The sequence below is a fragment of the Bacillus sp. C-3-6 genome (genome assembly GCF_054509685.1).
In genome coordinates, this window is record NZ_CM137247.1 from 3,319,797 (window position 1) to 3,337,532 (window position 17,736).

13 protein-coding genes, 1 pseudogene and 1 riboswitch are annotated in these 17,736 nt (G+C 33.2%); of the genes and pseudogenes, 5 read left to right on the plus strand and 9 right to left on the minus strand.

The annotated features are described in order from the left end of the window. Positions 1-49 precede the first annotated feature (49 nt). Positions 50-304 carry a SunI/YnzG family protein gene (locus ACW0JX_RS17005; RefSeq protein ID WP_000900689.1) on the plus strand — a complete coding sequence of 85 codons (255 nt, stop codon included), beginning with the start codon at positions 50-52 and terminating at the stop codon, positions 302-304. Between the two features lie 78 nt (positions 305-382). On the opposite strand, the gene ACW0JX_RS17010 is transcribed toward ACW0JX_RS17005, so the two are convergent. Beyond that, positions 383-3,664 (minus strand): VaFE repeat-containing surface-anchored protein, encoded by a 3,282-nt coding sequence (locus ACW0JX_RS17010; RefSeq protein ID WP_459244958.1) that lies wholly within the window; start codon positions 3,662-3,664, stop codon positions 383-385. Between the two features lie 583 nt (positions 3,665-4,247). Between ACW0JX_RS17010 and ACW0JX_RS17015 the strand changes: the two genes are divergently transcribed. Beyond that, on the plus strand, positions 4,248-4,601 hold the full coding sequence (locus ACW0JX_RS17015; protein ID WP_144465615.1) for a hypothetical protein: 354 nt from the start codon (positions 4,248-4,250) through the stop codon (positions 4,599-4,601). Positions 4,602-4,972: 371 nt separating this feature from the next. Here ACW0JX_RS17015 and ACW0JX_RS17020 read toward each other — a convergent pair whose 3' ends face one another. Beyond that, positions 4,973-5,413, minus strand: a complete 441-nt coding sequence (locus ACW0JX_RS17020; RefSeq protein ID WP_000773517.1) for a hypothetical protein — start codon at positions 5,411-5,413, stop codon at positions 4,973-4,975. Between the two features lie 615 nt (positions 5,414-6,028). Between ACW0JX_RS17020 and ACW0JX_RS17025 the strand changes: the two genes are divergently transcribed. Continuing rightward, positions 6,029-7,282, plus strand: coding sequence for a sensor histidine kinase (locus ACW0JX_RS17025; protein WP_144465616.1), 1,254 nt, complete (start codon positions 6,029-6,031; stop codon positions 7,280-7,282). A gap of 378 nt (positions 7,283-7,660) precedes the next feature. Here ACW0JX_RS17025 and colA read toward each other — a convergent pair whose 3' ends face one another. Beyond that, positions 7,661-10,576: a collagenase ColA gene (gene colA / locus ACW0JX_RS17030; protein ID WP_459244959.1), complete on the minus strand. Its 2,916-nt coding sequence runs from the start codon at positions 10,574-10,576 to the stop codon at positions 7,661-7,663. 201 nt (positions 10,577-10,777) lie between these two features. Beyond that, positions 10,778-11,455, minus strand: coding sequence for an MgtC/SapB family protein (locus tag ACW0JX_RS17035; RefSeq protein ID WP_000109719.1), 678 nt, complete (start codon positions 11,453-11,455; stop codon positions 10,778-10,780). A gap of 291 nt (positions 11,456-11,746) precedes the next feature. On the opposite strand from ACW0JX_RS17035, the pseudogene ACW0JX_RS17040 reads away from it, so the two are divergent. Continuing rightward, a pseudogene (locus tag ACW0JX_RS17040) lies at positions 11,747-12,265 on the plus strand (GNAT family N-acetyltransferase). A gap of 47 nt (positions 12,266-12,312) precedes the next feature. On the opposite strand, the gene ACW0JX_RS17045 reads toward ACW0JX_RS17040, so the two are convergent. The 5 genes from ACW0JX_RS17045 to ACW0JX_RS17065 all read right to left on the minus strand — a co-directional run bounded on the left by ACW0JX_RS17045 (position 12,313) and on the right by ACW0JX_RS17065 (position 16,867). Further along, positions 12,313-13,221: a VOC family protein gene (locus ACW0JX_RS17045; RefSeq protein WP_144465618.1), complete on the minus strand. Its 909-nt coding sequence runs from the start codon at positions 13,219-13,221 to the stop codon at positions 12,313-12,315. A gap of 75 nt (positions 13,222-13,296) precedes the next feature. Then, a complete protein-coding gene (locus ACW0JX_RS17050; RefSeq protein ID WP_029442990.1) occupies positions 13,297-14,088 on the minus strand; it encodes an amino acid ABC transporter substrate-binding protein in 792 nt (263 codons plus the stop codon). Positions 14,089-14,099: 11 nt separating this feature from the next. Next, a complete protein-coding gene (locus ACW0JX_RS17055) occupies positions 14,100-14,861 on the minus strand; it encodes an amino acid ABC transporter ATP-binding protein (RefSeq protein ID WP_446025797.1) in 762 nt (253 codons plus the stop codon). Between the two features lie 19 nt (positions 14,862-14,880). Then, positions 14,881-15,549 carry an amino acid ABC transporter permease gene (locus ACW0JX_RS17060; protein ID WP_000667177.1) on the minus strand — a complete coding sequence of 223 codons (669 nt, stop codon included), beginning with the start codon at positions 15,547-15,549 and terminating at the stop codon, positions 14,881-14,883. Positions 15,550-15,618: 69 nt separating this feature from the next. After that, a riboswitch (SAM riboswitch) is annotated at positions 15,619-15,727 on the minus strand. Positions 15,728-15,955: 228 nt separating this feature from the next. After that, entirely contained in the window at positions 15,956-16,867 is a 912-nt protein-coding gene (locus tag ACW0JX_RS17065; protein ID WP_000488980.1) for a VanW family protein, read from the minus strand. 429 nt (positions 16,868-17,296) lie between these two features. Here ACW0JX_RS17065 and ACW0JX_RS17070 point away from each other — a divergent pair, with 429 nt between their 5' ends. Next, on the plus strand, positions 17,297-17,626 hold the full coding sequence (locus ACW0JX_RS17070; RefSeq protein WP_000283711.1) for a hypothetical protein: 330 nt from the start codon (positions 17,297-17,299) through the stop codon (positions 17,624-17,626). Positions 17,627-17,736: the final 110 nt, after the last annotated feature.

The following is a 17,736-nucleotide window of genomic DNA, read 5'->3' on the forward strand; positions in this document are numbered from 1 at the left end:
ATAATAAGATTAGAAGTGTAGCGTATTATTATTGAAGGGTCTTGGTATAATGCTAGGCATTAATGTAAAAAAAACAAATGAAGAGTTAATTATTTCATGGCAATTGGCGGAGATTACAATTCCATTACGTGATGTGATTGAGATTACCGAAGATGCTACCTATGCTGGTGTTGAAGAAGTAGATGTCATACGTATTGGAACAGCTTATGGGACAACAGACCGTATTTTAATTAAAACAGTAAAACAAAATTATGTATTATTTACTACAAATAAATTTGCTATTTTAAATGCCATTCACGCTTAAATATAGGAGTCTTCTTGGCTAAAATGATAAAAATAAGCACATCTTGTTATAAAAACAGATGTGCTTATTTTTTAATTTCTATGCATTTTTACGTTTTAAGAAAATCACTCCACCAACAATTAACAGTAATGCGCCTGCAGCCATAGAGATCCAACTTGTAAGATTAGTACCTGTTTGCGGTAACCATCCAATTTTAGATTGAATTTCTTGCTTAGGTTGTGGTTGTTCTTTTACTTGCTCGTTAGGCTGCTCTGGTGTTGGAGTATTTTTATCTGAATTTGGCTGTTCTGGTTTAGGTTGTTCCGGCTTTACCTCTTTAAATTTCACTGTTTGTCCCTTATCTTCAATTTCAGCGTGAATAGCTACTAATATATTATCTTGATACAGTTCTTCAAACACTACTACTTCTTTATCTTGTAATGCAGAAGCATTAAATGTGAAATCTAGTGTGATAGAACCATTCTTCTCTTTAGCAATAAACTTAGATTCTACTGTTACTTCTTTACCATCAACTAATAATGGCTTGTTTGTTGCTTTATCCATCAGTTTACCTTTTACAACATACTCTTTACCCACGACTAAGTCTTTGTATTCCACTTTATCTTGGATTGTTACAGATTTAGAAGCGTCTAACTCTTTAGAACCATCAGCTTTGTTTATAGCTGTCGTTTTAATAGAAGGTTCTACAAATCGAACTGTTTGACCTACATCGTTAATGTCAGCATGTGTTGCAATTACTTGACTTTCATGTAATAAGTCTTCAAACACGACTACTTCTCTTCCTTGCTGTTCAGCACCAACAAAAGTAAAGTCTAGTGTTACAAGACCGTTCTTTTCTTTTGCAGTAAACTTCGTTTCAGCTGTTACTTCTTTTCCATCAATTAATAATGGTTTGTTAATAGCTTTGTTCATTAGTTTACCTTTTACAGTGTACTCTTTACCTACAACTAAGTTAGTATACTCCACTTTGTCTTGAATAGTGATAGAATCCTTTGAATGAATCTCTTTTCCACCATCAGCTTTGTTTGTTGCTGTCGTTTTTACTGATGGCTTAACGAACTTAACTGTTTGACCTTTATCATTGATATCAGCATGTGTTGTAACAATTTTTCCTTCTTTCAATAACTCTTCGAATACTACTACCTCTTTTTCTTCTAAACCAGTTGCATCAAATGTGAAGTCTAATGTAATAGAGCCATTTGCTTCTTTTGGTGTAAACTTCGTTTCAGCTGTTACTTCTTTACCATTTACAACTAATGGTTTATTAGTCTCTTTATTCATTAATTTACCTTTTAAAGTGTATTCTTTACCTACTTGTAGGTCTTTGTATTCCACTTTATCTTGGATTGTTACAGACTTAGACGTGTGCATTTCTTTTGTACCATCTGTTTTATCAGTAGCTGTTGTTTTTATTGAAGGAATCTTTTCATCTTTGACAATGTGTTTAATGATTTGACCATTCTCTTTAATTTCAAAAGAGAACGTTTCTTCATTTAATACATAACCTTTTGGTGCAACAGTTTCTTTATATGTGTATTTTCCAAATGGTAATTTTTCAAATTTAGCGATTCCTTTATCGTCTGTTTTTCCTTTTACTACTTCTTTTCCTGCTTCGTTATAAATCGTAAATTCTGCATTTGGAAGCTTGTTATTTCCATCAGCTACATCTACCTTTGTAATTTCTAGATCACCTTTGATAAGATGATTAACTGCCAATAACTCAATAATCTTCCCATGTTCCTTTATTTCGAACATAATTGGTTCTTTAACAAGAACGTAACCATGTGGAGAAGCCTTTTCTACAAATGAATATTTACCATACGCTAAATTTTTGACGTTAATCTCGCCATTTTTATCTGTCTTATATTCCCCAACTACTTTTCCACTCTCATCTTTCAATTCAAATACTGCACCTTCTAATTTTTTGCTAATATCTTCATTATCTACTTTTAGTAATTTTACACTACCTTTCACTTCGGTATTTTCCACTGTAAAAGTAAGTGTTTTATTGTGCTCTTTAATTTCAAAAGGATACTTTGTTTTATTTCCAATATATCCATTAGGTGTTTTTGTCTCTAAGAAATAATACTTACCATACGTAAGACCTTCAACGTTTGCAATTCCATTTTCTTTTGTTACTACTTTTTGCACTTCTTTTCCATCTTCAGTAAAGACTGTGAATTCAACATTTGGTAAAACCTTTCCTGAATCACTGAGCTTTTTAATTTCGATGTTACCTTTTACTTTGTTATTTACTATTTGGACAGCTCCTGTTTCTCCTGTCTTAACTTCAATAGTTTGTGGTTTATCATCTGAAACGTAGCCTGTTGGTGCTTTAATTTCTTTTAATGTGTAAGTACCAATTGGTAAGTTGTTTAATTCTGCCATACCATCAGCACCAGTCGTGATTTTTCCAACTGATTCATTATTTGCATTAAAGACCTCAAATACTGCGCCAGCTAAAACTTCTCCATTTTCTCCAACCTTTTTAATTTTTAAAGAACCAGCTGCTTCCCAATTTACTGCAAGATCACTACTAAGCTTTTCTTCATTTCTTTCTAATAGTACTGTAGCATTCTGAACAGTATCCGTACCACGGTAAGCAATTGCTTGAACTTTAGTTAAATTAGCAGCAACACTTAAATTAAATTCACCCGTTTTTGTATTCTTAGGAATTTGGATACGAAATTTTTCTCCAACTGAAAGCTGATCTTTCACTTCTCCATTTTCACTTACAATTCTAACTCCATTAGGTGCATTTTTCGCTACTACCTTATAAGAACCACTCTTAGCATTTGTTTGTACTGAATATAGATTTGTTTCGAAGAATTCACCCTTTAATTCTGCTTTTTGCTTTTCAGCAGGAATCACATTCATAAAAACATCTTGAGTCTCTTCACTATTATTAGCATTACTAATAATAGCCTTAGCTGCTTTTTCAACATTTTTATTCTCATGTTTTAATTCATTTACATCGAGTTGACCTAATGCATTCCAAACCGCAAGTTGCGTTGCATAATGCGCTTCATTCTTATTAGCTACTCCCAGCTGTTCAGCACTTTTTTGCGGGAAACCATTTAATAAGACTCTATATACTACATTATCTGTTTTCCCCATTTCAGGAAGATCTTCACCATTTGGTGATTTTAATCCAAGGGTTAAGCAATAAGCAATTTGACCACTTGAATTTTTAATCATTTCAGTGCGAATGTACTTACCTAGACTATTACTATAACTCCAGTCCATTGAATATTTCTCATGCGTCATAACCTCTGCACTAGCCCTAGGTAAAAATACATTAAGGAATAATGCCAGTACTGATAATAATGTAAAAACTCTTATAATGACTCTCTTACCCAATTTTGTAACCTCCCTAGAATAAATTAATCCGAGTATATATCGCAATATCTAAAACATTCACGACCGACCCGATTATCATTATAAAACAATAAATTACAAATATTAAATAATTTTAATGAAATAGTCAAAAAATTTACACATTTTATTATTTATCAAGTTTTTTAACGAATTTACTATATACAAATTCTAAAATGCGCCTACAATTTAAAAAACAAATATGTATGTTAAATATATAAATAGCAATTCCTTTACTCCAGTTATTAAGCTTTCCCCCTATTAAAAATATCCTCTACATTTTCTTGTTAACCTGAGTAACTTATACACCTCTTTTAATCTATTAATTCTCTATTACGCTCCTTCATTGAGATATAAGGGTGACTTCTCATTTAAAGAATAAAGTAAAACTTTATTCAGCTCGATCCCCATCTAACTTCTTTGCTTTCATTGAATTTGTGGGCGTGATTCTTACTGCCCACAAATAGCGGGATACATTATGCAATATTGCATTTGATAATCATTTTCAATGTAACTATAATGATTACAGGGTTACTGTTAATCCAATATTCTACATGGAGGTTTTATTATGTTTAAAAAAATTATTGTATCTTCTATGGCGCTTACTATGTTCGGTGGAGCTGAAACTATGCTAGAGGTACCTACTGCTCAAGCAGCTTCTTATAACTCAACATCATCCTCTTACTTTGACGTTACTCCTGAAGAGGCCGTGGCTTTCTATCAATCTCAAGACTATAAAAAATTAAAAGTATTTTTGGATGACTTTGAAGCTAGAAACCCTTATACTCCTGGTGGAGGCTACGCTCAAGGTAGTGTACGTATGCAAAAATTCAACGATGCTCTTAGAGATGCCAAATTAACAAATGTCTACCAAGAATTTATTAGAATCTCATACTACAATCATTATCCAGAACCAAAATAATAACAACGGATTAAATGTTTATTATTTCTATAACTTAGCCTAATTTTAAATGTATAACCTAAAAATAATTACTAAAACCACTCATATAAGGGTGGTTTTTCTATTTCCCCATATAATTTAGCGGAATGTTACATCACCTTTATTTTAATATATTTTATAGTAGACATTCTCTCGTTGACACAATCTAGTAGGTTAGCAATGGGAATATCAAAATATATTTATAATTATTTTCTGTTTAATAGCAAAAAACGAACACCCTCTCCCAATTAGATAAGGTGCTCGTTTTCATTTTTATCGGTAATTCTCAATTCAATTTAGCTTCTTTCCAATAAGTAAAGATTAAATTAACTTAAAAGCAAAGCGTTTTAAATTTAATTCATAGATCTTACTGAAACTTGGAATTGCCCCTTAGAACCATCATCATTTGAAACGTAAATTTTATATGTTCCATTCGGTAATGGAGATAAAGCATTCCGTACATTTGTAACATTAATTTGTTGTTCTCCAGGTTTTATATAACCACCAACAATTAGCTCTGTATTTGGACCTTTTACACTATATCCCATTGTATTTTGACCATTATTTTTCATAGAGAAGCTTAAGTCAGTACTCCCATCATATACGAAAGAAGTTTCAGCCTCGCCACTATAATCCATTGTTTGGGTTAATAATAAGTCTGCAGAAACATGTTCAACTACATGAATTGGATCATTCGTTTTGTGTACTTCTTCAGCATAAGTATTATTCCCTAACACACCAAGTGTTAATGCTGAAACTACTCCACAACTAAGCACTAGTTTATTTAACTTCATTTTAAGTTCCCCCTTGATGTTTGTATTCTATTACCATCATACATCCTTTTCCAAGTGCGTTTTTATGTAATAATTCATATCTATAAACCTATATATCTTAACTCTTCACCTTAATAGTTATTGAGAAACCCACATAGATAAAGTTACAATATTACGCTTCATAAAAAACATTTAAATTTTGAAGTCTTTTTCTAACAAAGTTTTATACGAGTAAGTACCAAAATACTCAAATAAATAGCATTTCTATTTCAGATAAAATGTACTAATAAAATTTTTCTAAAATTTCACTTTGTAATTTGATATATTCCATGTTAATATAACGAAGGCTACAAACAGGAGTCACCACGCATATCATTTTCACAGAATATTCATACTTAAAAACCTTATTTTATCAGTAACTTAATCCAAATTTTACCTATACAAAAGTTAGTTTATAATTTCATATGTACATAAATTTAAATAGATTTTTTCTATTTTCCTTATCAATTTTAATACGAGTAATATAACAGCACTTTTCAAGTACCCTTCCTTTTTTGATAAAAAGTCTACTAATACTAAACATCTTTGTCCAACTCATACATAATTCTACTTACAAACTATTGGAGATGCAAAACTATGGGAATTTCTACTCTTTTATTAAATACCTTTATTATAATAATTTGTATCCTTAGCTATCACGTATTCTGGCTAGAGTTTAAAGAAAAAATAACATGTAATAATATGTTATTTTCTATCCTTTCCTCCATTGCTATTATTTTTTGTATGACTTTTCCTTTTCATTTACATGTGGGATTTATTTATGATTTACGTTTTATTCCTATAATATTAGTTTTTCTATATGGAAATACAAAAAACATTGTTTTTATAGGAATTTTATATCTTTCTTATCGGTTTTACTTAGGCGGAAATGGCGTTCTTCCATCATTTATTATCTTCACTATTATTTTTGGTATAACAATGCTCTTTCGTTACTTATTACCTATGTATGTTAAAGAAAAAAAAGTATTATTAAGCTTACTCCTTATTTTAGTATGTACAACTTCACTTTCTATTTGCGGTATTATAACTCAAATACATACAGGAGGGAAAATAGACTCTACTCTCATAGAATTTTTATTAAATTACATAATCATTAATATTTTCACAGTATTATTATCAGTTTATTTAATAGAGGGAATGATCGAGAAATATAAAATGAAAGAAAAGCTACAACGGGCTGAAAAATTTTATATAGCTAGCGAACTAGCAGCGTCAATTGCACACGAAATCCACAATCCACTAACCACGGTACATGGATTCACTCAATTATTAAATGAAAAACATGCCTCTAAGCTATCTCAGGATCAATACTTAGAAATCATGTTAATTGAAATGCAGCAAATACAATCTACTATTAATAACTATTTATCTTTAACCAAACCACAGAACACCCTAAAAGAGAAAATAGATATTAATCACATTTTAAATCAGGTGAAAGATACTATTTCACCACTCGCTCTATCATACAAAGTTGAAATCAAACAAAATAGTACAGATTCCTTTTATATAAATGGGGACCCCGAAAAATTCAAACTCTGTCTAAACAACATCATCCAAAACGGAATTGAGGCTATGAAAAATGGTGGATTATTACAAATAAATATACAAAAAGTAAAAGGAAATATCATAATTGATATTATTGATTCAGGAATTGGGATGTCATCTCAACAAATAAAACGAATTGCTTTGCCATTCTATTCAACAACAGAAAAAGGAACTGGGCTTGGTACTATGATTGCTTATAGTATTATTAGAGAATTAAACGGAGATATAGAGATAGAGAGTGAATTGGGTAAAGGGACACGCTTTTCTATTAGTATCCCTTGCTAATGTGATAAAAATTTTCTGTTTAGTTAATTACATAAGCACATTTTAAGAATCCTGCTAGCTAACTTACTTATTAATTATCTTAAATTTATGTGCGTTAATTAAAAACAATAAGGATCAGAGCTTATCTATTGTTACAGATACACTCTAATCCTTTAGTTTAATTACATTAAACGCACTTAATATTTATAACTATTCTTACATCGTGATGAAAGAATAGTTCATCGACTTTATCTCATTTACTGATTAGATTTGTTTAATGTAAATATAACATCTCTCGGCACTTAATTTGTTATTATCATTATAGACATTTCCTACAATTGTTTTTCCATTAAAGTACAGACCTTATGCCATTCATTGAAAAAGACAACTCCCTTTTTACTACTTTACTTCCACCGTATAATTCCCTGTTCCACCACTATACTGATACACATGTAAATAATACTTCCCTGGATACGTGTAGTAACTACCTACTAGTTTATTCCCTTGTTGCTGAGCATACGTAACATAATTATTTAAATCTGCTTCAGAATAAAGTACCCAGTTCATTCCGATATTATTTTCATTCGTTACGTTAATTTGAAGGTTTTTAGCAGTCTCCACATTAATTTCAAAGAAATCACTTGTATCGCCATCTCCTAAACTAGCACGTAAGACTTGATTTAACTGCAGTTTGTTTGCTGTTTGGAATGAGTTATTCGGTTCTTTTTCTACACTGTTATCTTCTTTCTTTTGAACAGTTACAGTCGCTATAGCAGTATTAGTTGCTCCTTTATCGTCTGTTACCGTTAATTTCGTTGTATACGTTCCTTCTTTTGTATATACGTGAGTTGGATTTTGCTCATTACTTACTGCTCCATCACCAAACTCCCATTTATACGAAGTAATTTTCCCGTCTTCATCTTTTGATCCGTCGCTTTTAAATGAAATTGCTTCATTTACATTTCCACTATACGGACCGTTTATAACTGCAACTGGTGCTTTATTCTCTGCACCTTCTTCTGTATTAATACCGTGGAACACAACATCATATTCAAATTGTCCTGATGCATTCACGCGATAATTTACGAAGTATGCTGTTACTGTTTTATAGCCTGTCCATTCCTTTGCACTTAAACGTTTTAACGTATCATTAACGTTTTGTGTAATTGTTTTCCAATCTTCATATTCTCCTTTTGCTGCGGTTCCTGTATATGTTCCTTGTAGTGTGAATGTATTAAAGAACTGTGATTTATTTTTCTTTACTGATACATTTTTCAATTTTGCTTCCGCTGTGATTTCTGCCGCAATATCTGAAACTGGCTTTGATGCATGATTCGCTAAATAATCGTCTGATACTAATGGCACATTATATTTCTCACGATTATCAACTAGCATTTGCATATAGTCTTGATATTCTTTATTTAAATTCACATCTTTACTTAATGTAGAGCGATATGCATCATATGCTGTTACATCATTTTTCCTAATAAGATCATGTATTTTATCGAACATATCATATCTCTTATTGTACATATAAGATTGTAAAGCAAAGGAATAATTATAGAAATCCCACGTTCCATACTTTGCATTTAACGTTCGCTCTGCCGTATAACGCTCCGCTGGGTTTGAAGATAATCCTCCTATAATACTCTTTCTCGGTACAACATTATCCGTTCTCGTTGCCCCTGCAAAAAATTCAGCATTCCCTTCTTCAAACCAAGATAATCTTTCATTTTCATATATTTTCCCTTGTCCCCATAACCCTGGTACTTCATATCTACCTTGTAAATAATGCGTGAACTCGTGTCTGAATAATTCTTCTAAACTATAAATACTTTCTTCTGGCGTACGCTCATAAGTAAAGAACGTACCTGTTCCTTCTATATAAAGACCACCGTTATTCGTTTCATAACCGTACAATTGACGATTAAATTGATATTCTGCTGGGCTATTATAAATAACCATCGTTAGTACATCATCAGGATTTCCTTTTTCTAAAGGTTGATCACTTTCAACCGTACGATGGAATTGTGCCTTGACTTCTTTTGCCGCCCAATATAAACGTTTTACTTTTTCTTCTGTCACTTTATCTCCAGCTTTTAAAACAATTGCCCCATCATCAAACGTATACGTTTTTGGCAAATATTTTTTCTTTCCATCTTCTCTTATTTGATCTAAATTCACCACTTTACCATTTGCATCTTTTCCGCCATAATTCGTTGCGATTTGCTCAGCAGCTACGAAATATTGCTCCCCTAAATACGGATAAATTTTCATCGCATCTGTTACAACTTGTAACCCTTTCGTTCCTGTACTATGGAACGTACCGAGTCTACCTGTATAATAAATGCCATTATTAATAAGCCAACCGTTTTTTGCTGTAATCGTTCCTATTAATGCAAAACGACTTAATTCATTAATATAACTATCTATTTTCTGATACCATACTGTATCTTTCGGTGCTTTCCTCGTATCGTACAAATACGATTGAATGTCGTAGTCAACACCTTGCATAATATCGTAAATAGCATTTCCAGCTGAAAGATTATCTACTAATGTAGAAAAATTATCATTATATTGTTTAAAAATTTTTGCAGCTGATGTTATCGTTTCCACATCACTCGAAGCGTTTCCTATTAACTTTCCGTATGATGATACCACTCTATTTTGCTCTAATGTACCCAGCTTGAAATTTGAATTGTTAGCCATCGCTTTTAATGCAGGTAAGCATTTATCATGATAACTTCGTTCATTTAATTTACTAAGTTCCGAATTATAAAATCCTAAATAAAATCCTGAACGTAATACCTCTACTAATGTCTCAATCCCTTTTGAATCATCCTTCGTATAGGCTTGTCCTTGCTGCTTCAATTTATCAATAATCGCCTGCATTCTACTATCATTTTGATAGAATGCTAGACTGTCTGTATTAAACTGAAATAGCCCCGTAATCTGCTCCCAATCAATTGTTACAAGTAAATCTACTAACTGCTGATTGCTTAATTGATTTAATTCAGCAATTGTATAAGTTTTCGCTACAGCTAATTGCTTACTTTCCTTTTTTACCTCAGGCGGTCTTTGTGATAAATCGGCAAATTGTAGCCTTTTCTCAAAAGACTTGCTTTCGAGCACTTTCGATGAATGAGCTAATTCTTGTACTGGTAGTTGTACACCTACTGGCTCCATTTTGAGCACATTTCGATAAGAAACTTGCTCTCCCTTAGTATCTTCTGCCAAACTGCCCCCTTGAAAACTCCCTAACATTAAACTAGCAAAACTTACCCCTACTAACATTTTCTTTGAATAGCCTTTCATACTCTCCCCTACCTTACATTTTTAGTGTCCCGCTCCATTATTTTACTATTTTTACTTTTTGTCCTGTATTGAGAAAAAATAAGGTAACGTTCACACATATATTCATTTCATGTAAAATTAACGCTTGACTTTCCGTGCATTTTAGATCAAAAAAGATAGATAATAGCAAAATTCCTGCTACATCTATCCTCGTTTTCAACACTATGATTTTAACTTTATAAACGTAACTTCCGGTAATGTTTGCATATGCTGAATAAACTCATTCTTTTCTTCTGACGATATATTTTTCAGTTGCATCCCTACCTTATAAACAGTTTCTGTACCTTGCTGTGAAGCTTCCACCTCATATGAGAGTATTGGGATGCCTTTCACTTGTAGTGTTTCTAATATTTGTTGTATCGCTTCATGTTTATTTACAAACATTTGCACTGTTATATTTTGTGGAAATAAAAATTGCACCTTAAAAATACGACTTACAATTTCTAAACCAATTAAAACGAGAATCGTCGCTCCAATGCCTACTACATACATTCCCGCTCCAATCGCTAATCCTATGCCGGCAGTAGCCCATAAACCAGCCGCGGTCGTTAATCCTTTCACCGCCTGTTTTTGAATAATAATTGTGCCTGCACCTAAAAAGCCAACTCCACTAACGACTTGTGCTGCAATACGACTTGGGTCTAGAGACATATGCTCTTCAAACACAATATCTGAAAAGGCATATTTCGAAACAACCATTATTAACGCACTTCCTACCGCTACGAGGAAATGAGTCTTTAATCCAGCTTCTTTCGATCGAATTTCTCTTTCAATACCAATCATTGCTCCTAACAAGCCAGCAACACCGATTCGTATAATAAAATCAAAATCTACACTCACGGGCACTTCCTCCTTTCATTCATTATAGATAGATAAAACAAAAATTATCACAAACATCCATTTATCGATACGAAAGAATACCACTAAAATAAACTTAATACTCCGACCGTTTTATGTTAATATTTTAAATATTAACATAAAATAAATAACTTCTAATTTTAAACCTCCACTAATTTTCTAAAAAAACAAAGGTGAATTACATGAAATTAGGTTGAGAAATTTTTAGAAAACGCTTTCATTTTGTGTCATAATTTTTTATAAAAACTACATAACTAAAGGAGCTTACTAACAATGAACGTCTCGTTACTTACACCTACTACTGATTAACAAGAAGAATACTTAGATTTCTATAACGAATGGAAAGATAGCGATGAAACAATGATCCCGTGGGTTATCTCAAAAAATCCTGCCAACTTCCCAGCTATGGTTCAAGAACTTCTCGATGCGCATAACGGAATAAATATCCCTGAAACTTGGGTACCAGATTCTACATATTGGCTCGTTACAGATAATAATAGAATTGTCGGAGCTGTTAATATACGTCATCGTTTAACTGAACATCTATTTAACGCTGGCGGTCATATTGGTTATGGCATTCGCCCTTCTGAAAGAAGAAAAGGTTATGCTACGAAATTACTAGCATTATCATTAGAAAAAACGAAGGAATTAAACATCACGAAAGTACTTGTCGTTTGCGACGCAGTGAATACCGCTTCTGAAAAAACGATTTTACATAACGGCGGGCTTCGTGATGATGATTTCACTGAGGAAGATGGGATTATAGTAAGAAGATATTGGATTGAGCTATGAATGATCATAAAGAAGCGAGAAAGTGATTATACACTTTCTCGCTTCTTTTACACTGTTTCTATTTCAAACTGCACTGTAATACCACTTGGATCTACCACCGCAAACCCATTTGTAGTTTCATTTATTTCATGTTGTTTTTCTATTAATCTTTCTTTCACTTCATCTAACGCTTCTTTATGCGGTAGTACAATCGCATATACCTTTAGTCCAGTTGCATGTACTGGTGGGTGTGGATTTTTTACTCCGTTCCACGTATTTGCACCAATATGGTGATGATATCCCCCTGCTGAAATAAATAAGCAATCCTCTTCACGCTGTTGTACTTCAAAACCTACTGTTTCCACATAAAATTCATGTGATTTCTCTACATCAGCTATTCGTAAATGTACGTGCCCAACGACAGTATTAGCAGGCAAACCAGCAAACTCATAATCAACGAGTGTTGCCAATTCTTTTAAATCAAGTGGTGCACTTCCTCCTGGCCCTTCTCCCCATTGATCGCGCGGACGGTCTGCATAAATTTCAATACCATTCCCCTCTAAATCTTGCAAATAAAAAGCTTCGCTATATGTATGATCACTTGCACTATTAAACCTTGAAATTGGTAAAATTTCATTTGAATATGTATAACGCCCTTCTTGCTCAGCCGGGCTGTCAATTACATTCTTATTACGAAGAACCCCAAATAGCGCAGAAGCAAAAGCTTCACGAGTCGGAACTAAAAAGGCTACATGATATATACCAGTCGTACGCGGTTCTTGCAGTACCCCGTCCTCTAATTTTTCAAGAACAAGTAACGCGTTCTTTCCACCTTTTCCAGATAAATATGCTTTATTTCCCTCTTGCTTAATTACCTCTAAGCCTACAACATTTTCATAAAAAGCAATTTGACGCTCTAAATCTTTCACTTTAAATTCAACATGACCAATACGTGTTTTCGGATGAATTTGTACCATGAATAACTTCCTCTCTAGTTTCCTTTAATTTTTTATATCAGTTGATAGGCGATAACTCCATTCAACGAATACACCTTAATTTTGTTTTTTCGTAGCATCAACTTTTAGCCATTTTTTTGATATATCACTTAATGTGCCATCTTGCTCTAATTCTTTCAACGCTTTATTTATATCTTCTAACTTTTCACTCTTTTTTGCAAATGGAAATGCAATCTCTCCCCATTCAAGTGGACCAAATCCTATTTTGACGTTGTCCAATTTCGCCTTTGTTATAGTTGTTTCTACTTGAACTTTATCATTATAATAGGCATCGACGCGTCCAAGTCCTACTTCATTCAATTCCGCTGTCGGATCCTCTGAGAACGTTTTAATTGTAAAAGCATTATTTTTATTTAATGCTTTTAATTCTTGCTCTCCAGCTGTACCAAGCCCGACACCTACAGTCTTACCTTTTAAATCTTCTAGCGATTTAATGGTATGATTATCTTTCTTCACCGCGAATACAGAACCAGAATACACGTACGGAATTGAAAAATCATATTTCTTTTTTCTTTCCGGAGAAACTGATAGTTCATTTGCAATTGTATCAATTCGTCCTGAATCTAATAAGCCAAATAATCCCTCAAAATCAGAAACATTCCATTCTACTTTATACCCAGCCTTTTTAGCAGCCGCTTCAATAATTTCAGCATCAAAGCCTTTTACTTTCTCACCCTCTTTAAAAATAAATGGACTACGACCTGCAGATGTCCCAACTTTTACTACTTTTTCATTTGTTGTTTCGCTTGCTGTATTTGAACCACAAGCTGATAAAACTCCAACTGATACTGTTAATGCTAATGTTAGTAATAATGATGATTTCCTCACAATTCTTCCTCCTAAATAACGAAATGATTGCCTTCTTCTGAAGCATTCAATTGTCGTAAAAACTTTTTCGTACGTTCATTTTGTGGGTTTCGGAAAATTTCTTCTGGTGTTCCCTGCTCTACAATAATGCCATCAGCCATAAATATAACGCGATCCGCCACCTCTTTTGCAAAATTCATTTCATGTGTAACAACAACCATCGTTATGTGCTGTCTTGCCAAGTCTTTAATAACTTGCAATACCTCATTCACCAATTCTGGATCAAGTGCGGAAGTCGGTTCATCAAACAATAATACTGCGGGATTTAAAGCCATTGCCCTAGCAATCCCTATCCTTTGCTGTTGCCCTCCTGATAACATTGTTGGATAAAAATCTTCTTTATCAGCTAAGCCTACTTGTTTTAATATTTTTCTCGATATTCCCTTTCCCTCTTCTTCACTTTTTTTCTGTACAACCGTTAATGCCGTTGTAATATTTTGCAATGCTGTTTTATTTTTAAATAAATTATAATTTTGAAAAACCATTGCCGTTTTTTGACGCAATTGTATTATTTCTTTTTTATAAAGTCTCTTCGCATGAATCTCTAAATCTTCAATTCTAATACTGCCATCATTCGGTTGTTCTAATAAGTTTAAACACCTTAATAATGTCGATTTACCCGAACCAGAAGGTCCAATAATGACTACTACTTCTCCCTTATTTACAGTAAGTGAAATCCCTTTTAGTACTTCATTATGTTTGTAAGACTTATACAAATCTCTTATCTCAATCATATATATCACCTCATTTCTGTTACAAATATGGTGCATCAAGTTTCTTTTCTAACTTTTTCTGTCCCCAGCTAATTACGATTGTAATAATCCAATATACTATCGCTACCGCTAAATAACTTTCCATATAACGATATGATTGTGCCGCTAGCATTTTCGCTTGTGCTAAAATTTCAGCCACCCCAAGTGCAAAAGATAACGAAGATTCTTTTAACAATCCAACAAAATTATTTCCAAGTGACGGTACTGCGACACGAATAGCTTGCGGAAAAATAATTTGTCGCATCGCTTGCGCCTTTGTCATTCCAACTGATAAACAGGCATCCATTTGCCCTGATTCCACAGCATTTAATGAACCTCGAATAATCTCTGATAAATAAGCAGCATTATTTAAACTTAGGCCAATTAAAGTTGCTTGCATAGCTGTAAGCACTGTAAATGTCGGAAAGATTTGTGGTAATCCGAAATATAAAACAAACAATTGAACTAATAACGGGGTTCCTCTAAAGAAAGAGATATACACTCTTGCAATTGAATATAAATATTTCGTTTTATTTTTCGTTATGATCGCCAAGCCGATCCCTATAACGAAGGAAATAATCATTGAAACTACAGTAATCCCTAAAGTTATGTATACATATTTAAATAATTGCGGAAAACTTTCTAAAAAATACGTTACATCAAACTTCACTCTATCCCCCCTCTCTAAACAAAAAACTCTTCTTACGCATATAAGAAGAGTTAAATGTGAATCCATTTCTCCTCATCTTTCAAACGCCTATTGCGTTCGCTGGAGTTAGCACAGTACTTTGATACAGCCTGTTGCTGAGATTTCATCGGGCCAGTCCCTCCATCTCTCTTGATAAGAAAACCAATAAATTTTTCCATTTATTTAGTTGTTATTATGAAGAATACACCCCATTACTAATAATGTCAATAAGAAAACTATGAATTAAATTTAATGCTTTTTTAGACTGTCTTACTCCTATTAAATTTCCTCCTGTTCATTATATCTTGAGGTGTAATATTGATTGCACAAAAAAGCCATTAATTCTATCAAACTTAGAAATAATGGCTTTTTTATAAAGGTATTATACTTATCTCATTTTATGTACTTCAGCAACTAGCTTTCCACCCTGAATGCCCATATAAAGCTTCACAGGTGCATCATTCGTATTTTCAAATACTAAATCTAAATATGGATATGCAATTGTAGCATCTCTTCCTTGTGGAACATAACCTACCGTTTTAGAATGTGTAGTTCTCTCCACCATTTTCAGGCCAGCTTGATCTGCTGCATTGTATAAAGTTGAAGATGTTTGACAAACACCACCGCCATATCCATCTACTAATTTACCATCAACTATTTCTTTCCCTAATTGATATCCTTTATCTGGTGTTGTATCACCGATTAATGAATTAAAAGAGAAACGGTCTCCTTTTGCTAACACAACTCCATTTATGCTCGCTGCTGACAAACGAATATTCTCAATACGGCCACCTGTTGAACCACCTAAGTTCGTTTCATATCTACCAATTACCGTACCATTTCCTTGCGCATCACTTAATGTTGCGACTGGTTTTTTCTCCACGATCGGCAACTGATACGTAGCATCCCACATACCAACATTTAACAATTTATCTACTAATTCTTTTTCCATTAATTCATAAGAAGGTTTTCCTTCTTGCCAACTTCCATCAGGTGCTATACGTGAAGGAACCATTTTTTTGTCGACGCTTTTTCCAACCTCACCAACAACCTTTGTTACAGACTTTTTAAATTTCGCTTCATCTTCAAAATAGCCTAAACCAGATAAATCTAATTTTTTCACTTCAGTACCAGTTCGACCATCAACTAAACTAATAGTATCTTGCACTTCTGCTTTAGCCTCTACAGTGTGCCCACCAATATCACTTACCAATGCAACATCACTTACTTTTGCACCACAGCCACTCACTACAGCTACACATAACACCCCAACTAATATACCCTTTACTTTACGGAACAATATACTCTCTCCCTTTCCCCAACATCACTATTATGTATTTATTTCATTTTTATGTATGTTTTGTTACAATCATTTTACAATATGTTTATAAAATGTTACAAGTTATTTTTCACTCTATATAAATTACTCTTTTCTTTTATAAATGTCTATACATATTTACATAAAAGTTTGAGTTTGATAGAATTGTAACTTTTATGTAAACTCTCTCTTTTATCCAGTATATACCATCAGGCAAAAGAAATACAAATCAAAAACCCTCAAGCTATTTTTTATAAAGTGAAACTTTAATCAGTGGGGTCTTACTGCCCGTTAATGCGGGATAAAGAAAAATCTCGTCAACATAAATAGGTATTTGCCGTGCCACCGCTCCGCTTTTGCACATACATTATGGTGAATTCAACCTATTTTAAAGAAATGGAGGATGTTATTATGTATCCCTACAATCCATATGATCCATATAATCAATATGCGTACCAACAACCACAGTATGACTTACAAGCACAATATCAATCTTATATAGATCAAGCAGAGCAAACGAATCCATATGACCAAAATAGACAATTCCAACTTCCAATCTCTTTTCCTGGCACTGGAAATCGTCAATTAGAAAGACGCGTAAATGAGCTTGAACAAAGAGTACGTCAACTAGAAAATACAGTTGAGCGCCATACACGTAGACTAAACCGCTTAAACCAACGTTTACGTACAGTAGAAAACAGACTAAACATTCCATTCGCAGCATTAGAAGACGGATTTTAATCGAGAAAATAAAAATTATATAAGGAAGGGGCTCCCCCTTCCTTATATAAATTGACGAAAGTTTTTTCCATCTCTATACTGATAAGAGTTAATGAAATGAAACAAGGTGA

Coding starts and splice junctions, on each gene's coding strand:
- ACW0JX_RS17005 (WP_000900689.1), top strand. CDS start 50: ATGCTAGGCATTAATGTAAAAAAAACAAATGAAGAGTTAATTATTTCA.
- ACW0JX_RS17015 (WP_144465615.1), top strand. CDS start 4,248: ATGTTTAAAAAAATTATTGTATCTTCTATGGCGCTTACTATGTTCGGT.
- ACW0JX_RS17020 (WP_000773517.1), bottom strand. CDS start 5,413: ATGAAGTTAAATAAACTAGTGCTTAGTTGTGGAGTAGTTTCAGCATTA.
- ACW0JX_RS17025 (WP_144465616.1), top strand. CDS start 6,029: ATGGGAATTTCTACTCTTTTATTAAATACCTTTATTATAATAATTTGT.
- colA (WP_459244959.1), bottom strand. CDS start 10,576: ATGAAAGGCTATTCAAAGAAAATGTTAGTAGGGGTAAGTTTTGCTAGT.
- ACW0JX_RS17045 (WP_144465618.1), bottom strand. CDS start 13,221: ATGGTACAAATTCATCCGAAAACACGTATTGGTCATGTTGAATTTAAA.
- ACW0JX_RS17055 (WP_446025797.1), bottom strand. CDS start 14,861: ATGATTGAGATAAGAGATTTGTATAAGTCTTACAAACATAATGAAGTA.
- ACW0JX_RS17070 (WP_000283711.1), top strand. CDS start 17,297: ATGTATCCCTACAATCCATATGATCCATATAATCAATATGCGTACCAA.